The sequence below is a fragment of the Streptomyces qinglanensis genome, assembly GCF_900111245.1.
Classification (GTDB): Bacteria; Actinomycetota; Actinomycetes; order Streptomycetales; family Streptomycetaceae; genus Streptomyces; species Streptomyces qinglanensis.
Genome location: NZ_FOGO01000014.1, coordinates 71,194 through 93,217, shown reverse-complemented (window position 1 = coordinate 93,217; position 22,024 = coordinate 71,194). Strand labels below are relative to the sequence as shown.

Annotated in this window: 19 protein-coding genes and 2 pseudogenes; 3 read left to right on the top strand and 18 right to left on the bottom strand. The window is 71.9% G+C overall.

The features are described 5' to 3' along the window. Positions 1–232: 232 nt before the first annotated feature. On the bottom strand, positions 233–859 hold the full coding sequence (gene pdxH, locus BMX65_RS25255) for a pyridoxamine 5'-phosphate oxidase (RefSeq protein WP_075002743.1): 627 nt from the start codon (positions 857–859) through the stop codon (positions 233–235). 552 nt (positions 860–1,411) lie between these two features. On the opposite strand from pdxH, the gene BMX65_RS25250 reads away from it, so the two are divergent. Beyond that, positions 1,412–2,503, top strand: coding sequence for a citrate synthase 2 (locus BMX65_RS25250; protein WP_075002653.1), 1,092 nt, complete (start codon positions 1,412–1,414; stop codon positions 2,501–2,503). A 106-nt stretch (positions 2,504–2,609) separates the two neighbouring features. Here BMX65_RS25250 and BMX65_RS32580 read toward each other — a convergent pair whose 3' ends face one another. Further along, positions 2,610–2,909: a hypothetical protein gene (locus BMX65_RS32580; protein ID WP_143081886.1), complete on the bottom strand. Its 300-nt coding sequence runs from the start codon at positions 2,907–2,909 to the stop codon at positions 2,610–2,612. Between the two features lie 276 nt (positions 2,910–3,185). Here BMX65_RS32580 and BMX65_RS32260 point away from each other — a divergent pair. Continuing rightward, positions 3,186–3,304 (top strand): annotated as a pseudogene (locus BMX65_RS32260) (IS5/IS1182 family transposase); the annotation flags it as partial. A gap of 140 nt (positions 3,305–3,444) precedes the next feature. Here BMX65_RS32260 and BMX65_RS25240 read toward each other — a convergent pair. The 7 genes and pseudogenes from BMX65_RS25240 to BMX65_RS25210 form a co-directional block, all read right to left on the bottom strand. Continuing rightward, a complete protein-coding gene (locus tag BMX65_RS25240) occupies positions 3,445–4,434 on the bottom strand; it encodes an LLM class flavin-dependent oxidoreductase (protein ID WP_075002651.1) in 990 nt (329 codons plus the stop codon). Positions 4,435–4,622: 188 nt separating this feature from the next. Then, positions 4,623–4,853 carry a hypothetical protein gene (locus BMX65_RS25235; RefSeq protein ID WP_075002650.1) on the bottom strand — a complete coding sequence of 77 codons (231 nt, stop codon included), beginning with the start codon at positions 4,851–4,853 and terminating at the stop codon, positions 4,623–4,625. A 65-nt stretch (positions 4,854–4,918) separates the two neighbouring features. Next, positions 4,919–5,605, bottom strand: coding sequence for a cytidylate kinase family protein (locus BMX65_RS25230; protein WP_075002649.1), 687 nt, complete (start codon positions 5,603–5,605; stop codon positions 4,919–4,921). A gap of 55 nt (positions 5,606–5,660) precedes the next feature. Then, positions 5,661–6,954, bottom strand: a pseudogene (locus BMX65_RS25225) (IS256 family transposase). 373 nt (positions 6,955–7,327) lie between these two features. Further along, complete coding sequence (locus BMX65_RS25220; RefSeq protein ID WP_019359492.1) at positions 7,328–7,573, bottom strand: hypothetical protein; 246 nt, start codon at positions 7,571–7,573, stop codon at positions 7,328–7,330. A 115-nt stretch (positions 7,574–7,688) separates the two neighbouring features. Next, the gene (locus BMX65_RS25215; RefSeq protein WP_079172071.1) at positions 7,689–7,895 is read right to left on the bottom strand and encodes a DUF397 domain-containing protein; all 207 of its coding nucleotides are present in this window, start codon (positions 7,893–7,895) and stop codon (positions 7,689–7,691) included. Continuing rightward, entirely contained in the window at positions 7,892–8,800 is a 909-nt protein-coding gene (locus BMX65_RS25210; RefSeq protein ID WP_075002647.1) for a helix-turn-helix domain-containing protein, read from the bottom strand. Before BMX65_RS25210 ends, BMX65_RS25215 begins: the two co-directional genes overlap by 4 nt. Positions 8,801–8,980: 180 nt before the next feature. Between BMX65_RS25210 and BMX65_RS25205 the strand changes: the two genes are divergently transcribed. Then, positions 8,981–9,481, top strand: a complete 501-nt coding sequence (locus BMX65_RS25205) for an ATP-binding protein (RefSeq protein WP_075002646.1) — start codon at positions 8,981–8,983, stop codon at positions 9,479–9,481. 345 nt (positions 9,482–9,826) lie between these two features. On the opposite strand, the gene BMX65_RS25195 is transcribed toward BMX65_RS25205, so the two are convergent. The 9 genes from BMX65_RS25195 to BMX65_RS25155 all read right to left on the bottom strand — a co-directional run bounded on the left by BMX65_RS25195 (position 9,827) and on the right by BMX65_RS25155 (position 21,946). After that, positions 9,827–11,716, bottom strand: a complete 1,890-nt coding sequence (locus tag BMX65_RS25195; RefSeq protein ID WP_079172069.1) for a serine/threonine-protein kinase — start codon at positions 11,714–11,716, stop codon at positions 9,827–9,829. Between the two features lie 166 nt (positions 11,717–11,882). After that, the gene (locus BMX65_RS25190; protein WP_075002645.1) at positions 11,883–12,620 is read right to left on the bottom strand and encodes a hypothetical protein; all 738 of its coding nucleotides are present in this window, start codon (positions 12,618–12,620) and stop codon (positions 11,883–11,885) included. 36 nt (positions 12,621–12,656) lie between these two features. After that, positions 12,657–13,187 (bottom strand): TetR/AcrR family transcriptional regulator, encoded by a 531-nt coding sequence (locus BMX65_RS25185; protein WP_070032733.1) that lies wholly within the window; start codon positions 13,185–13,187, stop codon positions 12,657–12,659. A 218-nt stretch (positions 13,188–13,405) separates the two neighbouring features. Then, entirely contained in the window at positions 13,406–14,191 is a 786-nt protein-coding gene (locus BMX65_RS25180) for an enoyl-CoA hydratase family protein (RefSeq protein ID WP_075002644.1), read from the bottom strand. Continuing rightward, positions 14,191–15,357 carry an acyl-CoA dehydrogenase family protein gene (locus BMX65_RS25175; RefSeq protein WP_075002643.1) on the bottom strand — a complete coding sequence of 389 codons (1,167 nt, stop codon included), beginning with the start codon at positions 15,355–15,357 and terminating at the stop codon, positions 14,191–14,193. Before BMX65_RS25175 ends, BMX65_RS25180 begins: the two co-directional genes overlap by 1 nt. Before the next feature lie 151 nt (positions 15,358–15,508). Beyond that, the gene (locus tag BMX65_RS25170; RefSeq protein WP_075002642.1) at positions 15,509–17,476 is read right to left on the bottom strand and encodes an acetyl/propionyl/methylcrotonyl-CoA carboxylase subunit alpha; all 1,968 of its coding nucleotides are present in this window, start codon (positions 17,474–17,476) and stop codon (positions 15,509–15,511) included. Positions 17,477–17,505: 29 nt separating this feature from the next. Then, positions 17,506–19,251: an acyl-CoA carboxylase subunit beta gene (locus BMX65_RS25165; protein ID WP_239502216.1), complete on the bottom strand. Its 1,746-nt coding sequence runs from the start codon at positions 19,249–19,251 to the stop codon at positions 17,506–17,508. Then, entirely contained in the window at positions 19,248–21,083 is a 1,836-nt protein-coding gene (locus BMX65_RS25160) for an acyclic terpene utilization AtuA family protein (protein WP_075002641.1), read from the bottom strand. Before BMX65_RS25160 ends, BMX65_RS25165 begins: the two co-directional genes overlap by 4 nt. Beyond that, entirely contained in the window at positions 21,080–21,946 is an 867-nt protein-coding gene (locus BMX65_RS25155; RefSeq protein WP_079172067.1) for a TIGR03084 family metal-binding protein, read from the bottom strand. Before BMX65_RS25155 ends, BMX65_RS25160 begins: the two co-directional genes overlap by 4 nt. Between the last annotated feature and the right edge of the window lie 78 nt (positions 21,947–22,024).

Genomic DNA, 22,024 nt, shown 5'->3' with positions numbered 1-22,024 from the left:
GCCCGTGGGCTCGTCGGACTCGTCCGACCGACGCCGTCCGCCTCGCGCACCTCGCGCAGGCGGAGGGAGTCGCCCACGGGCCGTCTGCTGTTCTCCTGCCGTCGTCCTGCCGCCCCCGCGGCCTGTCCGGCCGCCGCGCGGAAGTCCGGCGGAGGCCCGGCAGCGGCCCGGGCCCGACAGAGCCCGGGGGCCGCCACGAAGCTCGCGGGACCGGCACGAGCCGGACCGCCCGCTACGGGCAGAGCCGCTCGATCTCCCAGCCGCCGCCCTCCGACCGGCTGTAGCGCAGCCGGTCGTGCAGCCGGTTCTCCCGGCCCTGCCAGAACTCGACCGTCTCCGGCCGCACCCGGTAGCCGCCCCACTGCGCCGGGGCCGGAACGTCCTCGCCCTCCGGGTAGCGCGCGGCCAGCTCCGCGTACATCCGGTCCAGCTCCTGGCGGGAGGCCACCCGCGAGGACTGCTCGCTCGCCCAGGCGCCGAGCTGCGAGCCGTGCGGGCGGGTGCGGAAGTAGGCGGCCGTCTCGTCGCGCCCGGTGCGCTCCGCGGTGCCGGAGACGATCACCTGGCGGGCGATGCCGTGCCAGGGGAAGAGCAGTGACACATACGGGTTCGCCTCGATCTCCCGGCCCTTGCGGGAGCCGTAGTTGGTGAAGAAGACGAAGCCCCGCTCGTCGTGGCGCTTGAGCAGGACGGTACGGGTGCTGGGGCGGCCGCGCTCGTCGGCGGTGGCGCAGATCATGGCGTTGGGCTCGTGCAGCCCGCTGGCGGTGGCCTGGGCGAACCAGAGCGTGAACTGCGCGAAGGGATCGGGCGCCAGCTCGCTCTCACTGAGCCCTTCGTCCCGGTAGTGGGCGCGCATCGCGGCGGGGTCGAGGGTGGTCGGATCCGTCGGATCCGCGGTGGCGGTTGCGTCGGCGGGGTCGGCGGCAGCGTCGTCAACGTCATCAGCGTGAGGCACGCCGCTATCTTGCAGCATCCGTCCCGGCCGCGGTCGGACAGTCTGCCCGGTGGACGCCGGTCGCACACCTGAACGCCCGGAATCGGTCTCTGTGCCTCATCTCACCCTCCCGCGCAGCCGCCGGAACCACCAGAATCCTGCCCCGAGAGCTGTGGCAGTCGTACACCTCGGGCTATCGTTGCCGCTCCGCCCAGCAGCGTGCTCCAGGCCACAGGCAGGGGAGCGTGACCATCCGTCGGGGCGGGCATGACCGAGGTGACGGTCCGGTCCGTGAGCCGCCTGATCGGCAGCGGAACCGTTCGCCGCGCCCGCACCGCAGACCACGCTGCCCCGCGCAGCCCACGCCGAACGGCTGCCTCAGCGCAGCCACGCCAGACCGCTGCCCCGAGCAGCCACGCCAGAGGTCGTCCGCCGTCAGCCCGCTCTGACGGCGCTTTACGAGGGAGCCGCCAGATGTCCGACTTCGTACCCGGGCTCGAGGGAGTCGTCGCGTTCGAGACGGAGATCGCCGAACCCGACAAGGAAGGCGGCTCGCTCCGCTACCGCGGGGTCGACATCGAGGACCTGGTCGGCCACGTGTCGTTCGGCAGCGTGTGGGGCCTGCTCGTGGACGGCGGCTTCAACCCCGGCCTGCCGCCCGCCGAGCCGTTCCCCATCCCGGTGCACTCGGGCGACATCCGGGTGGACGTCCAGTCGGCGCTCGCCATGCTCGCGCCGGTCTGGGGCCTCAAACCGCTGCTCGACATCGACGAGCGCACCGCCCGCGACAACCTGGCGCGCGCCGCCGTCATGGCCCTGTCCTACGTCGCGCAGTCCGCGCGCGGCCAGGGCCTGCCGATGGTGCCGCAGAAGGAGATCGACAAGGCCGACACGGTCGTCGAGCGCTTCATGCGCCGCTGGCGCGGCGAGCCCGACCCCAAGCACGTGGCCGCCGTCGACGCCTACTGGACCTCCGCCGCCGAGCACGGCATGAACGCCTCCACCTTCACCGCCCGCGTCATCGCCTCCACCGGCGCCGACGTGGCCGCCGCGCTCTCCGGCGCGGTCGGCGCCATGTCCGGCCCGCTGCACGGCGGCGCCCCCTCCCGGGTACTGGGCATGATCGAGGAGATCGAGCGCACCGGCGACGCGGACGCCTTCGTCAAGCGCCAGCTCGACCAGGGCGAGCGGCTGATGGGCTTCGGGCACCGCGTCTACCGCGCCGAGGACCCCCGCGCCCGCGTGCTGCGGCGCACCGCCAAGGAACTGGGCGCCCCGCGCTTCGAGGTCGCCGAGGCCCTGGAGAAGGCCGCCCTCGCCGAGCTGCGCGCCCGCCGCCCCGACCGGGTGCTGGAGACCAACGTCGAGTTCTGGGCCGCCATCGTCCTCGACTTCGCCGAGGTCCCGGCCCACATGTTCACCTCGATGTTCACCTGCGCCCGCACCGCCGGCTGGTCGGCGCACATCCTGGAGCAGAAGCGCACCGGCCGCCTCGTCCGCCCCTCCGCCCGCTATGTCGGCCCCGGCCCCCGGGACCCCCGCGAGGTGGACGGTTTCTCCGCCTGACCCCCGGCCCCGCACCCGACGTCCCCGCCCCGCGTTTTCGCGGTGGCGGGGACGTCGTGTCTCGGCTCAGCGATGCGGGCGCCGCCCGGCGAAGACGACGGCCCGGTCAGCCGCCGAGCTGCTGCTCCACCACGGCGATATGTTCCCGCAGTACCTCCACAATGGCGCCGAGGTCTCCCGTTGGGGGAATCGACCGGACATCGTCCACTCCGTTCTCCAGGGCCAAGGAGACGACCGCCTCGATCCGAGCGGGCTGGGGGACATATGCGTCTCGCAGCCACTTCGCGAACCCCGCACCGTGGAGGGGCGTTGCCAGTCTGAGCAAGACCGAGCCGGTCCGGGGGAAGGGCGTGCTCACGATGCCTTCCAGCCACTCACCCGGCATGAGCTCGATTTCGAAGCTCATGGACTGCGCCTCACGGGGCCCCAGAGCGCCTTCTTCTTGAGAGACCGAAGAGTCCGGAAAAGAATGACTCAGAGCCCGGCTGAACCCGGGAAGAGTGAGGTTCCAGCCAGCAGCGTCCTCTTCGGGCGGGGTGAAGATGAAGTCGTACCGCAATGGTTCTTCGCTGATGCCCATATCTAGGGACTTTCCGCAACTGCTGGTCATGGATGAGACGATCTCGTCATCTCCGGCGTGATCACGATACTCAAGCCGTCCTGAACAGCCCCGTGCACAGGGCTGGGCCTGCGCCACTTCAGCAAGCTGATCACCCGCTGCGCCGCGAAGGCGCGGATGCGGTCCGGGGAGGACGACCGTGGAGCCTGTCGATGGCGGACCGGGTCCTGCTGGTCGCCGCATAGTGACGGACGAACCGGACACTGGACCTTTTCCAACCTGGTCCGGGCGTAGCGCAGTCGGGCTGACCGACACGGTGCGGACCGTGTCGGCGAAGGCATACCTCCTCCGGGCCTTGCCCCGTGCCGGTGCGCGGAACGCCCTACGGTGCCGCCGTGGCCTCGTAGTGCCTCTTGACCAGTTCGAAGGAGTTGAGGCGGTCCCGGAGGTCGTGGACCGGTGCCGTCAGCATCAGTTCGTCCGCTCCGGTCGAAACAGCCAGTTCCCTCAGCCGCCGCACGACGGTCCCGGGTGTACCACGCGCCTGCTGGGCACGGAAGGCGGCCAGCGCCTCCTCCTCCTGCGGTGTGAAGTGGTGGGCGGCTGCCTGGGCAGGGGTGGGGAACGGCTTCTCACTCGCGCCTTTGAGCAGCCCCGCCTTGACGACGTCCATCGGTCCGGCTCGCCAGGCGGCTTCCTCCTCCGTCTCGGCGCATACGGTCTCCACGCACACCAGCACCCGCGGCTGCTCGCACCAGCGTGAGGGTGTGAACGCCGCCCGGTAACGCTCCAGGAGCGGACCGGTGTTGTCGGGCCGGATATGGTGGGCGACGGCGACCGGCAGGCCGAGTTCCGCCGCGAGGGTGGCTCCTGCGGTGCTGGAGGCCAGTAGCCACGGCTCCGGCAGCGGGCCGAGCGCCACCTGGTCGTCCATCAGATGGGCCAGGGTCGCCGAGATGTCGTTCCGGTACTCCGCGTCCGTCGTCGGATCGGCTCCACGGCGCAGCGCCCGTGCGATGGCCTCGTCGAAGGTGCCTGGCCCGCGTCCGATACCGAGATCGACCCGGTCCGGGTGCAGGGCGGCCAGCGTCGCGAACTGTTCGGCCAGCAGCAGGGGCGCATGGTGGGGAGCCAGGACCCCACCCGATCCGAGACGGACGGTACGGGTGGAGGCGGCCGCGTGTGCGATCAGAACGACCGGTGGGAACGCGCCGATCGCGGGCGAATGGTGATGTTCGGCGTACCAGATACGCCGGTAGCCCAGGTGTTCGAGGTGCTGTGCGAAGTCCACGGTGTCGCGCAGGGTTTCCACCGCCGCGGCGCCTGCTTGGACCACCGCGACTTCCAGTGCCGAAAGAGGTATGTCCACCATGTCGTCAGCATAGAGATCACGCGCGCACGACGAGGACCGGTGGAATCCGAAACGCAGGCGCCGGACGGGACATCCCCGCACCTGAACACCGACCGCAGGACATGAGAGCAGTGGTCTCCCGGCGACACCGGCCGTCGAGTCGGGGGACTTCGGGCCGTGGGATGGCCCGCGAGGCCGCCGCGGTTCGGTCAGGCGTCGATGCGACGGTTCCGGATGACGTGCGGTGCGCGCCCCGCTGCCCGTATCCGCAGAGCCGTGACGGACCAGTCGATCACCGGGGTGAGGCGTTCCGGTGTCGGCCAGTCGTTGATCAGCGCGAGCAGCCGGAAGTACTCGTTTCTGCGCGGATCGCTCGCGGCTTTCAGGCGGCGCAGCAGCCACCGGTGCAGCTCGGCGTCATCGGGGGCGGCCGTGATCACGGCCGTGATCGAGCGCGCAGCGGGCGGTGAGGCGCCGGAGCAATTGTCACATCCTGTGGATCTGATCAGCGTGATCGGATTTCCCAGGCCGGCCGCTGGAGCTCATCGTTGTGGACGATGATGTCGGCGTGGTCCGTTGGGCGGGCCGTGGCGAAGTAAAGCTGCTGGGACGGGATGTAACGGTTGTGCCAGGCCCGCTCGATCTCGGTTGCGCTGGCTGCGGATCCGGCCAACGCTTCACCTCGGGTCTGGGCGCGATCTAGCGTCCGCTCGAACGTGACAGACACGAAGATGCTGAGGTCCCAACGGTCAGCCAGCTCCGGGCGCAGGAGGAAGACACCGTCGAAGAGCAGCACAGCGTCCGTGGGTGCTTCAGTGACAGGGAGGCACAATGCGGTGTCGGTGCCTCGGTCGTAGACCGCCTGCTGGAACTTTCGGTCACCGCTTGGGCCCAGCGGGTCGAGCAGGACCCGGCACATCGTGTCGTGATCGTGGCTGTCGAAGTAGCAGCCCTCGGGCGAGTACTCGCCGCGCTGATAGCGCTGCACCCTGGGGAACAGGAAGCCCTCGATCGTCGCGCGGATGACTTCGCGGCCCTGGGCGCGCAGGACAACGGCAAGTTCGTCGGCCAGTGTCGTCTTGCCAGCGGCAGGCGGCCCGTCAATGGCGACGCGCACCGGGTGCCCGGCCGTGACGGACTCAATCGTCTCGGCCAGGCGGCTCAGGAGTTCGCTGCGGGTGCCGTCGTCCATGCTGCCACCGTCCCTGGCTGGTGATATGAGCACACCCTATGGCCGGTCACGTGTGTCAGGCTGCTGCCGTCTCCTCTCGCTCGACCAGGATGCCGTTCTCGAACCGGGCGCCGGCACGGACGAGCGGGACCAGGTGGGCGCCGGTGATCGCACGCCAGCGCGCCTGGGCGGACTCGGCGAGCTTGAACACCACCGCCAGGGCCGCAGCGGGGCTGCCGGCCCCCCGGGTGACCTTGGTCCGCAGCTTCACCGTGGAGAACGTCGACTCGATGGGATGCGTGGTCCACAGGTGCACCCGGTGCTCCGCCGGGAAGTCGTAGAACGCCAGCAGTTCGTCACGGTCGTCGGCGATCTTCGCGACGGCCTTGGGCCACTTCGCGCCGTAGTTTCGCGAACGCCTCGATCGCCTTCTCCACGTGCGCGCGGTCCTCGGCGTTGTAGCTCTCCTGCATCGCCTTCGTCGCGCCCGGCTGTGCGGACTTCGGAAGATAATTTGTCACATTACGGGCTTTGTGGACGCAGCAGCGCTGGTGGCGGGCGGCAGGGAACACCTCGGCCAGGGCCTTCCACAGGCCCATCGCGCCGTCGCCGATGACCAGCTCGGGGTCGCGCATGCCGCGGCGCCGGCAGTCGCGCAGCAGATCGGCCCATGACTCGGTGGACTCCCGCAGTCCCTCGGCCAGTGCGATCAGTTCCTCGGTGCCGTCGAGGCGGACGCCGAGCAGGACCAGGACACACGAGTGGGCCTGTCCGAGCCGGACCTTGGGGTGCACGCCATCCGCCCACACGTAGAGGAAGTCGCGGTCGGACAGGTCGCGGTCCTGGAAGGCGGCGTGGTCATCGCGCCATTGCTTCGTCAACCGGGTCACGGTCGCGGGCGACAGGCCGGCCGTGCCGCGAGGAACTGCTCCAGCGCCGGGAGGGACGAAGTCCCCGGACGACAGTCCGTGCAGGTAAAGCAGTGGCAGCACCTCCGAGACCTTCGGCGACTTGCGGCACCAGGGAGCCAGGATATTGGAGGAGAACCGCTTGCGCTCGCCGGTGACCTCGTCGATGCGACGGTCGTTGACGCGCGGCGCGGTGACCGCGACCGCGCCGGCCGCGGTGACCACAGTGCGGGGCCGGTGGTGGCCGTTGCGGACGACCAAGCGCCGCCCGTGCTCGTCGGTCTTGGCGGCCAACTCGGCTATGTACTGGTTGACTTCCGCCTCCAAGGCGGCGGCCAGCATCCGGCGGGCACCTTCGCGCACGATTTCGTCGATCAGGGAGCCGGACTGGGTGGAGCCGGCGTCGGTGACTACGCTGAGTAAGGGCGCGCCTTCCCGACCCGCGCTGCAACGCGGGCCTATTCGGAGACCGTCAAAGGATCATTCGGGAAGGTACGCCCTCTGCGTTCCTCCCGGAGCCGATCCACAGGTTCCGAGCATTGCTCGAGCGCCGCGACGACAGGATCGACCCGGGGCGAGTCGGGGCGAGTCGGGGCGAGTCGGGGCTGATGTCGCGGTCGGCCAGGTTCTTCTCGACGGCGCGGAAGGAAGTCAGCAGCGCGTCGGCTCCCGGACCGGCGGGCATCCGGCCCTGTTCGACTGCCGGTATGCCTCGACGGCCCGCTTGAGCTTCTCCTTCGCCGGGTGCCCCTTGGAACGTGCCCGGCCCCACACCCGCCGTCCCCGCCCCGCGCTTTCGCGGTGGCGGGGACGGCGGCGTCTGTCCCGGTAGTGCTCAGTCCCGGTAGTACGGGGTGACCGAGACGGTGCCGTCCGAGTTCACCATGCAGGCGTAGCCCTCGATCCAGCCCGCGTTCTGCAGTTCGTCGCCGACCTCCTGGCAGTCCTGGATGCTGGTGCCGGGAACGACGATGTCCTCGCCCTGGTGGACCGCCGGAGCAGCCTGGGCAGCGCCGACGGCGATTCCCGAGAAGGCCAGGAGACCGGCACCGACAACTGCTGCACGCTTGAACTTGCGCATGCTCTCCCTCTCTGCCTGCACGCCCGGATGACCGACGTGCGAATGATCAACTTGCAGGGAGTTCGATGCCGGCCCACGCCGGAAAGTTCACGCCGTCCCACACTTCTTCGGGCCGCTACCTCGCCAACCGCTGGACGAAGACCGCCCACTGGGTGGACGAGACGGAGAGGACGGGGCCGCGCCGGTCCTTGGAGTCACGGACGTGCACGGCAGCGGGGGTCTGCGCGACCTCCACGCAGTCACCTCCCTCGGGGCCGCTGTAGCTGCTCTTGAACCACGACAGCTCCCGGAGACGGGCTGCCTGCTGCTGTCTTCTCATCATTCCCTCGCCAAATGCCGGATGAAGGCGACTGATTCATCGACGTTCAGGGCCTGCGAACGCAGCTTCCCATACCTCAGTGCGAACTCACTCACACGCCTTGGGTCACTGACCACATGGCCGATCCCCTGCGATTCGAAGTAGCCGTACTGCTGATGTTCCGCAGTCTCCACCAGCACCATCGTGCCGTGAAGACCGGGATGGAAGCCGACACCGAACGGCATGACCTGGATCGCGACGTTGCGTAGGCGGCCCTGCTCAAGCAGGTGCAGATACTGCTCCTTCATCACGTCCGGCCCACCCAGCTCCTGCCGCAGCGCCGCCTCTCCCACGACGAAGGAGAAATCCACCAGCGGGCTCTTGGTGAGGATCTTCTGCCTGCTCAGGCGCGCATCGACGCTGTCCTCGATGGTCTCGTCGTCGAGCATCGGAACATGGCCTTCGAACAGGGCTCGTGCGTAGGACTCGGTCTGGAGGAGACCTGGCACCAGCAGAGGCTCGTACGCGAACCGGCTGACCGCCTCCATCTCCAGCAGCACGAAGTCACGGAAGAAGGGCGGCAGTTTGGCGAAGTCCACATCCTCCTGGAGGGTCGAGAGGACGTCGCCCGCGTCCAGCACCCGCTCGGCCGCCAGGGTGAGCGGCGCCTTCGCGGGGCGGCGGCCCTGCTCGACGGAGGCGAGCTGTTCCGCCGAGTAGCCCAGGAGCGGGGCCAGGGCTTCTTGCGAGTACCCGGCGGCCAGCCGGAACTTGCGCAGCAGTTTGCCGTAGCCGACCCAGATGCCGGGGCGGTCGTCCTCGCGTTTGCGCTGCTGCGGGGTGGCGGCCGTGCGGGGTGCGGGGACGGCGCGGCCGTCCTTCTTCCGGTCCGGCTCCGGGGAGGGGGTGTGCTGGTTCGGGTCGATCATCGCTCTCACGTCCTCGTGCGCCCTCTTACGGGTCTCCGCGTCAACGCCGTCATGCCGTGGGTCGGTCACGGCGGACGGCCCGTACATCCCCGCGCAAGAGCGCGCGCGTGGCCGTACCAACGGCCGGGGGACGCGCTCCTGACCTGGGCCACGCTAGCCGGGTGACGAGACCGTCACGCTATGAATCCGCGAACGCAGGAAATTCGCCAGTCCGGGCCACCCCAGGTGGGGGCCGGATCGGAGGAGCCGTCGGCCACGTTCTGCGTGCAGCTCAGCTCGACTCGGCGCGGCGCGCGGCTCGCGCGGCTGCTCGCGACGCAGTGGCTGGACGAGCACGCGATCCCGTACCGCAGCACGTCCTCGCACCATGCGGCGCTGGTCGTGGCGGAGCTGGCAGCGAATGCCGTACGGCACTGCGGCAGCGTCGGCCGGGACTTCCGGCTGCGGCTTACGTTGACCGGGACGGCGTCCGCCGGGCGGCGGCTGCGGGTGGAGGTCACCGACGCACGCGCGGACAAACCGCTACCGCCCCGGCTGTCCGAACCGCCTGGCCCGCAGGAGGAGTCCGGCCGCGGGCTGCTGCTGGTGGACGCCCTGGCGGACCGCTGGGGCGACAGGACGGACGACCGGATCACCAAGACCCTCTGGGCGGAGTTGGCGCTGCCCACCTCGACTCGGTGAGAGTTCAGGGAAAAGCCGGTCAGCCCAGTGCATGCATCTATGAGGTGGGGGATCAGTTCCGCTGTGGCGTGGATGGTCACGTGGTGTCGAGACACCCGAGAACCGAACGAGCCGCTCCCTGCCGCTGCTGCCATGGAGGTAGCGCACCTGCCGACGGGCGCGCCAGGTGCACGCCTTGCAAGACGACGACGCGTGTAGCGGCGGTCGACGCTTTCCCGTCCGCACAGGCCCCGCAAAAAGCAGCCTCAGGCAGTGGCTACGGGTTACGCAGTCGCCGATACGTCTACCTCGTCGCAGCCTCACGTTCTGACTCCGGACATGAGTGGCCGTACGAACAGGCCCCCGTCACTCCGCCTCAGCGGTGTAGCGAGCATGCTGATTCTGCACATGCAAGGTATCGGGGTGATCAGGGCCGAACACCCGCACACGGTCACGCACCAGATCGACATACAGATCCCGCGCCGCCGCCGCATCACCCGCCTCAGCCGTAAAGAACGCATGCCAATCCCGCGCAAACAGAGCATCAGGATGGTCAGCCCCCAACACCCGTATATAATCCCGCACCAAATCGACATACAAATCCCGCGCCACCGCCGCATCACCCGCCGCACCCGTATAACGAGCGTGCCAGTCTCGTGCGCAGAGAGTCTGGGAGTCGTCAGGTGTGAGTACCCGAGTGCGGTCGCGCACCAGATCGGCACACAAATCCCGCGCCACCGCCGCATCACCCGCCGCACCCGTATAACGAGCATGCTGATTCTGCACATGCAAGGTATCAGGGTGATCAGGGCCGAACACCCGAATACGGTCACGCACCAGATCGACACACAGATCCCGCGCCGCCGCCGCATCACCCGCCTCAGCCGTAAAGAACGCATGCCAATCCCGCGCAAACAGAGCATCAGGATGGTCAGCCCCCAACACCCGTATGCAATCCCGCACCAAATCGACATACAAATCCCGCGCCACCGCCGCATCACCCGCCGCACCCGTATAACGAGCGTGCCAGTCTCGTGCGCAGAGAGTCTGGGAGTCGTCAGGTGTGAGTACCCGAGTGCGGTCGCGCACCAGATCGGCACACAAATCCCGCGCCACCGCCGCATCACCCGCCGCACCCGTATAACGAGCGTGCCAGTCTCGTGCGCAGAGAGTCTGGGAGTCGTCAGGTGTGAGTACCCGAGTGCGGTCGCGCACCAGATCGGCACACAAATCCCGCGCCACCGCCGCATCACCCGCCGCACCCAGTGCCTGTGCTGCACGAGCACGTTCTTGCAGGTCCGCCGCAATGGGGCGCGTCGTCGCCGGTGGCTGGAACGGAGCGGTCGGGGTCATGGATGACGGGCTCCCGAAGTCCTCGATCACTGCGAGTGCCGTGGCGGGGAGCCAGCTCGCGGCAGCGTGGGGGGTGAACGTCCGGTCCCGATGGTGCCCGAACTCCTCAAAGATCTGACTCAGACTCGGCCGCGCCTCCGTCTCTTTGGCCAGACACCGTCCGACCACGTCAGCCAACTCGCCGGGCAGGCCGCTCAGATTCGGCGGCCGATACAGCGTCTGTGCCAGGACATCTCCGGCGCTGGGCCCTTCGAACGGTGCGTGTCCCGTCGCCGCGAAGACCATCACCGCACCCAGAGCGAACACGTCACTGGCGGGCCCGGCGGCTCCCCGGATGTGTTCCGGGGCCATGTACCCCGATGAGCCCATCACGTGAGTCGATGTTGTACTCACCGCATCCAGTGCCTTGACGATCCCGAAATCGATCACTCGCGGCCCATCGGTGGTCACCAGCACGTTCGCCGGTTTCAGATCCCGGTGTACCAACCCTGCACCGTGGAATGACAACAGGGCCTCCGCGATGCCGGCCGCGACCCACCACACGCCTCCCGGCGGCAGTATCCCGGCTCGCTCGATGAGAGCGTCGAGCGGCGGCGCGGCAACGAATGCGACGGCCATCCAGAGCAGTTCCGCGTCCGGCGGAGACACCTCGACCACTGGTGCGGTGAAGGCTGCACTCACCACCCGAGCCGCTGATGCCTCCCGGATGAAACGCGCCCGGAATCCGTCTTCGTCCGCAAGATGCGGGCGAATCACCTTGACCGCGTACAACCGCGTGCCCAGGCCGCGAGCCAGGTAGACACGGCCCATTCCGCCCTGTCCCAGTACCCGCAGCACCGTATACGGACCCACCGTCGTCGGGTCCCGATCGTCCAGCGGACTGCCCCACATCGGATCCGGCACGAAGCTCCCCTCACGTCACGCGAACTGGCCCTCGCCAGAGCATCATTGCCGAGTACGGGAGATCGCCGCCACCGCCGTATACGAGTACTTCGCATGTCCTACAAGCGGAACTGACCCTGCCCACAGGAACGGCGGCGGCGCCTCGTGCCGGGGCGGACCCGAAGACTCAGGTCGACGTCGGGCTCGTGCGGACCGGGCGGCGGTCGCGGGGGCGTTGCAGCGCCGTGAAGTCGTCGAACCAGGCCGTGGTGTGTCCGGTTGCGCCGTCCTCGTGGGCGCGGACGGTGCGGGTGGCATACACGCTGTTGTGGAGCCAGGGCTGCTTGTCGGGGCCGATGTCGCGGACCATGGCGTCGGCCTGGGCGACTCCGTAGGTGGCCACGGCGAGTGTTCCGGTGTCGCGGAACCGCTGGACCTGGTCCCGCAGGTAGTGCCGGTTCTTCTGGAACCAGGGGCTGAGGGACAGGAAGGCGTCCCATTTCTCCCGGGGGAACGGGGTGTCCACCGCGGTCTTCAGGAGCTGCCAGACCCGGGTGTCCGGGGCGACGTCGTAGCGGCGGGCGAAGCGGGGCGGGGTGCGGTCCCGCAGGTGGGTGCGCCAGTGGCGGACGAGGGAGAACCCGGTCGCGAGGAACTTCTGGTCGGAGCGCAGGTGCGGCAGCACGTAGTCCAGGTACTGCTGGGCGGCGTCGAGGGAGGTCACGTGCGGGTGGATGTCAACGCCTTCGATCTCCGGAGCGCCGTGGACGAAGTCGAGCCAGCGGCGGGTGGCCGGGGTCCGCTCGGCGGGGTCGTCGAGGTGGTTGAGGGCGCCCATGTACAGGCGGGTGCGGCAGCCGTCGGGGAAGTGCTTCCTGCGGTAGGTGACGACGTGCTCGGCCACGTGCTCGTAGAAGGTGTTCACCCCCGGCCCGTGCCCGCTCCGCGCCCGCCGCGCGGGTCAGTCCCGCAGGCTGTCCTCCAGGAGGCGAGCCCACTGGGCCACGACGCGCTCGCGGCGGGCGCTGTCGTCGGTGAGCAGGTTGGCGAGGCCGAGGCCGCGGGCCATGTCGAGGAGGCCCTGGACGGTCTCGCGGACGCCGGGGCGGCGCTCGTCCACGCCGAGCAGGTCGACGGCCATGCGGTGGGTCTCGCGTCCCATCCGGGCTTCCAGGTCCGTCACGCGGGGGCCGAGCTGGGGCTCGTTGGAGGCGGCGACCCACAGGTGCAGCGCGGCGCGGAAGAGCGGCCCGGTGTAGAGGGCGACCAGCGCCTCGACGACGGCACGCGCGCCGGCCGGGGCGGGCAGCTCCCGCAGGGCGCGGGAGCGTTCCTCGGCGACGTATTCGACGGCGGCGGTGAAGAGGTCCTCGCGGGTGGGGAAGTGGTGCTGGGCCGCGCCGCGGGAGACGCCCGCGTGCTCGGCGACGACGCTGACCGTGCTGCCCGACCAGCCGTGTTCGGCCAGGCAGGTCACGGCGGACTCCAGCAGGCGCTGCCGGGTGGCGCGGCTGCGGTCCTGCTTGGGCGCCGCGCCCCGGGCGGTACGGTCCTGCCGGGCCGGCGCCGCACCCCCGGTCCGGCCCTGCTCAGGTCCGGTCCGGCCCTGCTCAGCCGGCGCCGCGCTCCCGTCGGCGCCCGCGATCCCGGCGGCGCCGCGCGCGCCGTCCGCGCCGCCGGTCGTCGTCCGTTCGCGCCCGGCCCGTGTGTTCACCGCACGGGCGCCTGCCGCACTGCCCATTCGGGCTCCCGTCGTTCGAGAAAGGCCGTCATGCCCTCGCGGGCCTCGTCGGACGCGAACAGCCGCGCCGACAGTTCAGCGAGCGTACCGGTGTCCCGGTCGAAGGCGGCCAGCACCTCCCTGGTGACCAGCCGCTTCGACTCCGCGAGGCCCTGCGGGGAGCCCTGCCGCAGTCCGTCCAGGACGGGCGCCAGCGCCTCGTCCGGGTCGTCGGCGGCCAGCGTGATCAGGCCGATCCGGGCGGCCTCGGCCGGGCCGAACCGTTCGCCGGTGAGGTAGTAGCGGGACATCGCGCGCGGGTCGGTGCGCGGCAGCACCGGCATGGAGATCACCGCCGGGGCCACCCCGATCCGGGCCTCCGTGAAGGCGAACGTCGCGCCGGGACCGGCGACGGAGATGTCGCAGGCCGCCAGCAGCCCGGTGCCGCCCGCGCGGACGTGGCCGCTGACCCGGGCGACGACGGGCTTGGGGAAGGCCACCACGGTGCGCAGCAGGCGGGCCAGCTCCAGCGGTGCGTCCGTCGGGCCGTCGTGTGCGCGCGCCTCGCTCAGGTCGGCACCGGCGCAGAAGGTGTTGCCGGTGTGGGTGAGCAGCACGGCGCGGACGCCGGGGTCGGCCTCGGCGCGCTCCAGCTCCGCGTACAGCTCGGCCACCAGACGGGTGGAGAGCGCGTTGCGGTTGTGCGGGGAGTCGAGGGTGAGGGTGCGGACGCCGTTCGCGGTGCCGGTCCCCAGCGTTCTCCCGGGCGCGGCCATCAGTAGGACTTCGGCAGGCCGAGGGTCTGGTGGGAGACGTAGTTGAGGATCATCTCCCTGCTGACCGGGGCGATCCGCGTCACCCGGGACGCGGCGATCATCGCGGCGAGCCCGTACTCGCGGGTGAGCCCGTTGCCGCCGAGGGTGTGCACCGCCTGGTCCACAGCCCGCACGCATGCTTCCCCCGCGGCGTATTTGGCCATGTTCGCGGCCTCGCCGGCGCCGGTGTCGTCGCCCGCGTCGTAGAGCCGGGCCGCCTTCTGCATCATCAGCCGTGCGCACTCCACCTCGATGTGCGCCTGGGCCAGCGGGTGGGCGATGGCCTGGTGGGCGCCGATCGGCTCCTTCCACACCTGGCGGGTGCGGGCGTACTCCAGTGCCCGCTCGAGCGACCAGCGGGCCATGCCCAGGGCGAACGCGGCCGTCATGATGCGTTCGGGGTTGAGCCCGGCGAAGAGTTGGAGCAGCCCGGCGTCCTCGTCGCCGACCAGCGCGTCGGCCGGGAGGCGCACGTCGTCCAGCACCAGTTCGAACTGCTTCTCCGGTGCGTCGACCGCCATGTCGATCATGTTGTAGGTGAAGCCGGGGGTGTCGCGGGGGACGACGAACAGGCAGGGCTTGAGCTTCCCCGTCCTGGCGTCCTCGGTGCGGCCCACGATCAGTGTGGCGTCGGCGATGTCGACGCCGGAGATGAAGACCTTCCGGCCGGTCAGCAGCCAGTCGCCGGTGGCCGGGTCGCGGCGGGCCGTGGTCGTGATGCGGTGCGAGTTGGAGCCGGCGTCCGGTTCGGTGATGCCGAAGGCCATCTTCCGGGTACCGTCGGCCAGTCCGGGCAGCCAGGCGCGCCGCTGCTCCTGGGTGCCGAAGCGGGCTATCACCGTGCCGCAGATGGCCGGGGAGACGACCAGCATCAGCAGCGGGCAGCCCGCGGCGCCGAGTTCCTCCAGCACGATGGACAGCTCCTGGATGCCGCTGCCGCCGCCTCCGTACTCCTCGGGCAGGTTGACTCCCAGGTAGCCGAGCTTCGCGGCCTCCGCCCACAGTTCGTCGGTGTGCTTGCCGTCCGCGACGACCTGCGCGAAGTAGTCGCGGCCGTAGCGCTTGCCGAGTGCGGCGACCGATGCGCGCAGTGCGGCGTGCTCCTCGGTTTCGATCAGGCCGGTCATGTGCGACTCCCTGAGGGTTGCTGGCACGGTTGCGGCTCGGTCCCGGCCACGCGGGCCGCGGGCCGGAGCCCTGTCATGGGGTGGCGACGGCTCGTGGAACGCCGGCTTGTGGACTGACGGCTCGTGGACTGCCGACGCGTGGCGTGCCGGTTCATGGGGTGGCGGCTGCTGGTGGGGTGACGACGGCGAGCACGGCGCCCACTTCGACCTGCCGGCCGACGGCGACCCGCAGTTCGGTGACCGTCCCGTCGGCGGGGGCCAGCACGCGGTGCTCCATCTTCATGGCCTCCAGCCACAGCAGCGGCTGACCGGCGGCGACCTCGGCGCCCTCGGCGATTCCCTCGGCCACCCGGACGACGGTTCCGGGCAGTTGGGCGAGCAGCGAGCCGGGCGCGGTGTCGGCGGCGGGCTCGGCGAGCCGCGGCTGGGCGGTGAAGGCGTGGCGTCCGGCGAAGACGCGGTCGCCGTGCACCGCGACGTCGAACCCCCGCCGCACCCCGTCCGCCTCCAGGACGACGTGGTCCGCGCGGACGGCGACGGCCCGCACCCCGGGGTGCGCGGCGGGCTCCGGTGCGACGCCGCCGCGGCCCCACACGTACCGCACCTCGTGCTCGGTGCCGTCGCCGTCGAAGTAGCGGCGGCTCGCCGGGGCCGAGGGCAGATTGCGCCAGCCGCCGACCCGTGCGGCGAGCCGCGGCCTGCCGGGCGCGTCCCGTACGGCCTCGGCCAGCGCGGCGGCCAGTACCGCGTGCCCGGCGCCGTCCGGCGCGTCCGCGGGTCCGGGCGCGGTGAGTTCGGCGAGGTGGCGTGCGTAGAAGCCGGTGTCGAGGCGGCCCGCGGCGACGTCGGTGAAGTCGGGGTGGCGCAGCGACCGCACCAGCAGGTCCCGGTTGGTGACCGGCCCGTGCACGGCCGCCTGCTCCAGGGCGCGGGCGAGTTTCCGTACGGCGGCCTCGCGGGTCGGCGCCCAGGCGACGACCTTGGCGAGCATCGGGTCGTAGTGGATGCCGATCAGGTCGCCGTCCTCGACACCGGAGTCGACGCGCAGGTGTCCGGCGCCGGTCCCCGGGATCGCCAGCCGCCACAGCCGTCCGGTCTGCGGCGCCCAGTCGCGGGCCGGGTCCTCCGCGTACAGCCGGGCCTCGACCGCGTGGCCGTGCGCGGCGGGCGGGCCCTCGGCGGGGAGGGCCGCGCCCTCGGCGATCCGGATCTGCTGGGCGACCAGGTCGAGGCCGAACACGGCCTCGGTGACCGGGTGCTCGACCTGGAGGCGGGTGTTCATCTCCAGGAAGGAGGGCTCGCCCCGGTCGGAGACGAGGAACTCGACGGTGCCCGCGCCCGTGTAGTCGACGGTGCGGGCGACGGCGACGGCCGCCTCCTCCAGGGTCGCGCGCAGTGCGTCGTCCAGCCCGGGTGCGGGCGCCTCCTCGACGACCTTCTGGTGGCGCCGCTGGAGCGAGCAGTCGCGGGTGCCCAGTGCCCAGACGGTGCCGTGGCCGTCGGCGAGCACCTGCACCTCGACGTGCCGGCCGCGCTCCAGATAGGGCTCGACGAAGACGTCGCCGTCCCCGAAGGCGGCGGCCGCCTCGGCGCGGGCCGCGGCGAGTTCGCCGTCCAGCGCGGCACGGTCGCGCACCACGCGCATGCCGCGGCCGCCGCCGCCCGCCGCGGCCTTGACCAGCACCGGCAGGTCGGCCTCCCGCACCCGGTCCGGCTCCAGCGACGGCGGCAGCGGCACCCCGGTGCCGGCCAGCAGTTTCTTGGCGGCGGTCTTGGAGGCCATGGCCTCGATCGCGGCGGGCGGCGGCCCGATCCACACCAGTCCGGCGTCCTGGACGGCGCGGGCGAAGCCGGCGTTCTCGGAGAGGAAGCCGTAGCCGGGGTGGACGGCGTCGGCGCCCGCGGCGAGGGCGGCCCGCACCACGAGGTCGCCGCGCAGATAGGTGTCGCCGGGGGCGCTGCCGGGCAGCGGCACGGCGGCGTCGGCCTCGCGGACGTGCGGGGCCTCGGCGTCCGCGTCGGAGTGCACGGCGACGGTGGCGATGCCCAGTTCGCGGCAGGTGCGGAAGACGCGCCGGGCGATCTCGCCGCGGTTGGCGACGAGGACGGACTGGATCATTCGCTGCTCCCTCTGCGACGGTGCGCGGCTCACATCCGGAAGATGCCGAAGCCGCCGCGGGCCCCGGCCACCGGCGCGGTGTGGATGGCGGACAGGCAGACGCCGAGGACGGTGCGGGTGTCGCGCGGGTCGATGACGCCGTCGTCGTAGAGGCGGCCCGAGAGGAACATCGGCAGCGACTCGCTCTCGATCTGCTGCTCGACCATGGCCCGCAGTCCGGCGTCCGCCTCCTCGTCGAACTCCTTGCCCTTGGCCGCGGCCGACTCCCGCATCACGATCGACAGCACGCCCGCGAGCTGCTGCGGGCCCATGACCGCGGACTTGGCGCTGGGCCAGGCGAACAGGAAGCGGGGGTCGTAGGCGCGGCCGCACATCCCGTAGTGGCCGGCGCCGTAGCTGGCGCCCAGCAGCACCGACAGGTGCGGCACCTTCGAGTTGGAGACGGCGTTGATCATCATCGAGCCGTGTTTGACGATGCCGCCCTGCTCGTACTCCGTGCCGACCATGTAGCCGGTGGTGTTGTGCAGGAACAGCAGCGGGATGTCGCGCTGGTTGGCCAACTGGATGAACTGGGTGGCTTTCTGCGACTCCTCGCTGAAGAGCACGCCCTGCGCGTTGGCGAGGATGCCGACCGGGTAGCCGTGCAGCCGGGCCCAGCCGGTCACCAGGCTCGTCCCGTACAGCGGTTTGAACGCGTCGAACTCCGAGCCGTCCACGATCCGGGCGATCACCTCGCGCGGGTCGAACGGCACCTTCAGCTCGCCGGGCACCACCCCCAGCAGCTCCTCGGGGTCGTACAGCGGCTCGCGCACGGTGGCCGGGTCCGGGTCGGGGTGCGCCTTGCGCCAGTTGAGCCGGGCGACGACGCGGCGGGCGCGGCGCAGCGCGTCGGGTTCGTCGAGCGCGTAGTGGTCGGCCAGCCCGGAGGTGCGGGCGTGCATGTCGGCGCCGCCCAGCTCCTCGTCGTCGGCCTCCTCGCCGGTGGCCATCTTCACCAGCGGCGGCCCGCCGAGGAACACCTTGGCACGGTCCTTGACCATGATGACGTGGTCCGACATGCCGGGGATGTAGGCGCCGCCCGCCGTCGAGTTGCCGAACACCACGGCGATGGTGGGGATGCCCGCCTCGGAGAGCCGGGTGAGGTCCCGGAAGAGGGCGCCCCCGGGGATGAAGATCTCCTTCTGGCTGGGCAGGTCGGCGCCGCCGCTCTCCACCAGGCTGATGCAGGGCAGCCGGTTGGCGTAGGCGATCTCGTTGGCCCGCAGCGCCTTCTTCATCGTCCACGGGTTGCTGGCGCCGCCCCGGACGGTGGGGTCGTTCGCGGTGATCAGACACTCGACGCCCTCGACGACGCCGATCCCGGCCACCAGCGAGGCGCCGGTGGTGTAGTCGCTGCCCCACGCGGCGAGCGGCGACAGCTCCAGGAACGGGGTGTCCGGGTCGAGGAGCAGTTCGATCCGCTCGCGGGCCGGGAGCTTGCCGCGTTCGCGGTGCCGTGTCAGATACTTCTCGCCGCCGCCGGCGAGCGCCGCGGCCTGCTCGGTGTCGAGTTCGGCCAGTTTGCCGAGCATCGCGGCGCGGTTGTCGGCGTATTCCGGCGCCGCGGTGTCCAGGGCGCTGCGGAGGGCCGCCGGGCCGGGCGGTCCCGCGGGCCCGGTGCCGATGCCGGGGCCGGTGCCGGGAGGGGGACCGGGGGCGGGGCCGGACGCGGGACCCGGCGCGGACGCGGGGCCGGGCGCGGTGCCGACCGGGCCGGGGCTCGTCGCTGGGCTCATGGGAGGAACACCTCCGGTATGTCGAGGTGGCGGGCGCGCAGCCATTCGCCGAGCGCCTTGGCCTGCGGGTCGAACCGGTGCTGCGCGGCCACGCCGTCGCCGAGGATGCCGTCGATCACGAAGTTGAGCGCTGCGAGGTTGCGGAACTCGTGCCGGGTGACGGACAGCTCCCGCACCTCGGGCAGGAGCGCACGCAGCCGGTCGGTGGTCAGGGTCTCGCGCAGCCACGCGTAGAGGTCCGGGTCCGCGCCGTACGCCCACACCCCGATGTTGGCGCTCCCGCCCTTGTCGCCGCTGCGGGCCCCGGCGACCAGGCCGAGCGGGGCCCGGCGGGTGGCCGGGGCGCCGGGCGGAGGCACTTCGGACGGGGGCTCTTCGGTCGAGGTCGAGGTCGAGGGCGCGGGCTGCGACGCGTCGTCCGGCGGCCCGGTCGGGACGTCCGGCGACCCGGTCGGCTGCCCGTCGTCCGGCGACCCGGTCGGCTGCCGCCGGGGAGCGGCGGCGGGGAAGGAGACGTCCAGCCGCGTGCCGTCCGGCAGCACCGCCACGTGCGGCACCGACCCCGCGTCCGCGTACGCCGCCTCGAAAACACCGTACGGCGCCCCGCGCGCGGGCGGGGCCGTCACATGGAAGCCGGGGTAGCTCGCGAGCGCCAACTCGATCGCCGGGCCGGAGACGGCGCGGCCGACCGCGCTCTCCTCCGGGTCCCGCACCACCAGCCGCAGCAGCGCGCTGGCCTCCTCCTCGGCCGCGGCGTCGGGCCGGTCGGTGCGGGCGAGGCTCCAGTCCACCTGGGCCGGGCGCCGCACCCCGGGGCGGGAGAGGGCGGCCTCCAGCTGCTCGCGCACCAGGTCCGCCTTGGCGGGCACGTCGAGCCCGGTCAGCACGAAGGTGACCTCGTTGCGGTAGCCGCCCAGCCGGGTGAGGCCGACCTTGAGGCTGTCCGGGCGGGGCTCGCCCCGGACGCCCTCGATCCGCACCCGGTCGGTGCCCGCCTGGCTGAGCCGCACGGAGTCCAGGCGGGCGGTCACGTCGGGGCCCGGATAGCGCGGCCCCGCTGTCTCGTAGAGGAGTTGCGCCGTGACGGTGCCGACGGTGACCGCGCCGCCGGTCCCGGGGTGTTTGGTGAGCACCGCGGAGCCGTCCTCCGCGAGTTCCGCGAGCGGGAAGCCGGGGTGCCGCATGTCGATCCCGTCCCGTACGAAGAAGGCGTAGTTGCCACCGGTCGCCTGCGTCCCGCACTCCAGGACGTGCCCGGCGACGACGGCTCCGGCGAGCCGGTCCCAGTCGTCGTCGGCCCAGCCGAAGTGCGCCGCGGCGCAGCCGCTGACCAGCGAGGCGTCGGCCACCCGCCCGGTGACGACGACATCGGCACCGGCCCGCAGGCAGGCGCTGATCCCGGCGCCGCCCAGGTAGGCGTTGGCCGTCAGCACGCCCTCGCCCCAGTCGCCTGCGGCGAGCAGGTCGTCGCCCTCCACGTGGGCGACCCGCGCGGGCACGCCGACGCGTTCGCTCAACTCCCGTACCGCGTCGGCGAGGGCCGCCGGGTTGAGGCCGCCCGCGTTGGTGACGAGGGTGACGCCGCGGTCCCGGGCCAGGCCCAGTCCCGTCTCCAACTGCCGCAGGAACGTCCTGGCGTAGCCGCGTGCGGGGTCCTTGAGCCGGTCGCGGCCCAGGATCAGCATGGTCAGCTCGGCGAGGTAGTCGCCGGTGAGGACGTCCAGCGGGCCGCCGGTCAGCATCTCGGTGAGCGCGTCGGCGCGGTCGCCGTAGAAGCCGGAGGCGTTCCCGATCCGCAGCGGCTCGCGGGGGGCGGGCTCCGGTGCCGTCATGCCTCTCCCTCCCGTCCCTCCCGCACCGGGCGGCCGCCCGCCGGCCGGCCGCCCGCCGCCCGGCCGGTGCCGGGCGGCCCCGCGAACGCCTGCGCGATGCCCAGCCAGCGTTCCGCCTCGGTGCCCTCGGCCCGCAGCGCGGTGTCGTCGCGGTGCACCCGCTGGGTGGCCAGCAGGCAGAAGTCCAGGGCGCTGCCGGTCACCCGCTGCGCCGCGTCCTCGGGGCCGTGGGCCCACACCTCGCCGCCGGGTCCGGTCACCTCCACGCGGAACGGCTCGGCGGGCGGACGGAGTCCGTGCGCGGCGTAGCCGAAGTCGCGGGCGCGCACCCCGATGCGGACGATGTGCCGCAGCCGGGCGGTCGGCTCGCGTGCGGCGCCGAGCGCGTCGGCGACGTCGGTGCCGTGCGCCCAGGTCTCCATCAGCCGCGCGGTCGCCATGCTCGCCGCGCTCATCGACGTCCCGAACCAGGGCAGCCGCGTCCCCGGCGGCTGCGTGGCCGGCACCGCGGCCAGCGCTTCGGCCAGCGCGGTGCGTCCGGTCCGCCAGCGGGCCAGGAGTTCGGCGGGCGGCAGCCGGGCGCCCTCGGCCGCGGTGTCGTCGATGAAGGTCGCCGCCGCGTCGGGACGGGCCGCCATCTCCTCCACCCGGCGGCGGAAGGCCGCCGGGTCGGTCGCGGAGAGCAGCGCCTGCTCGTCCGTCCAGGCCAGGTGGGCGATCTGGTGGGCGACCGTCCAGCCGGCGGCCGGTGTGGCCGCCGTCCAGCGCTCCGCGGGCAGGTCCGCGACCAGCCGGTCCGCCTCCGCGCTCTCGGCGCGCAGGTCCGCCAGCACCTCGCCGAGCACGTCCGCCGCTGAGGCCACAGCCCCGCCCTCCCTCCACGGTGCGGCCCGCCGGGGCTCGCACCGCCCCGCGGACACGCCCGATCGCCGTCCGTGGCA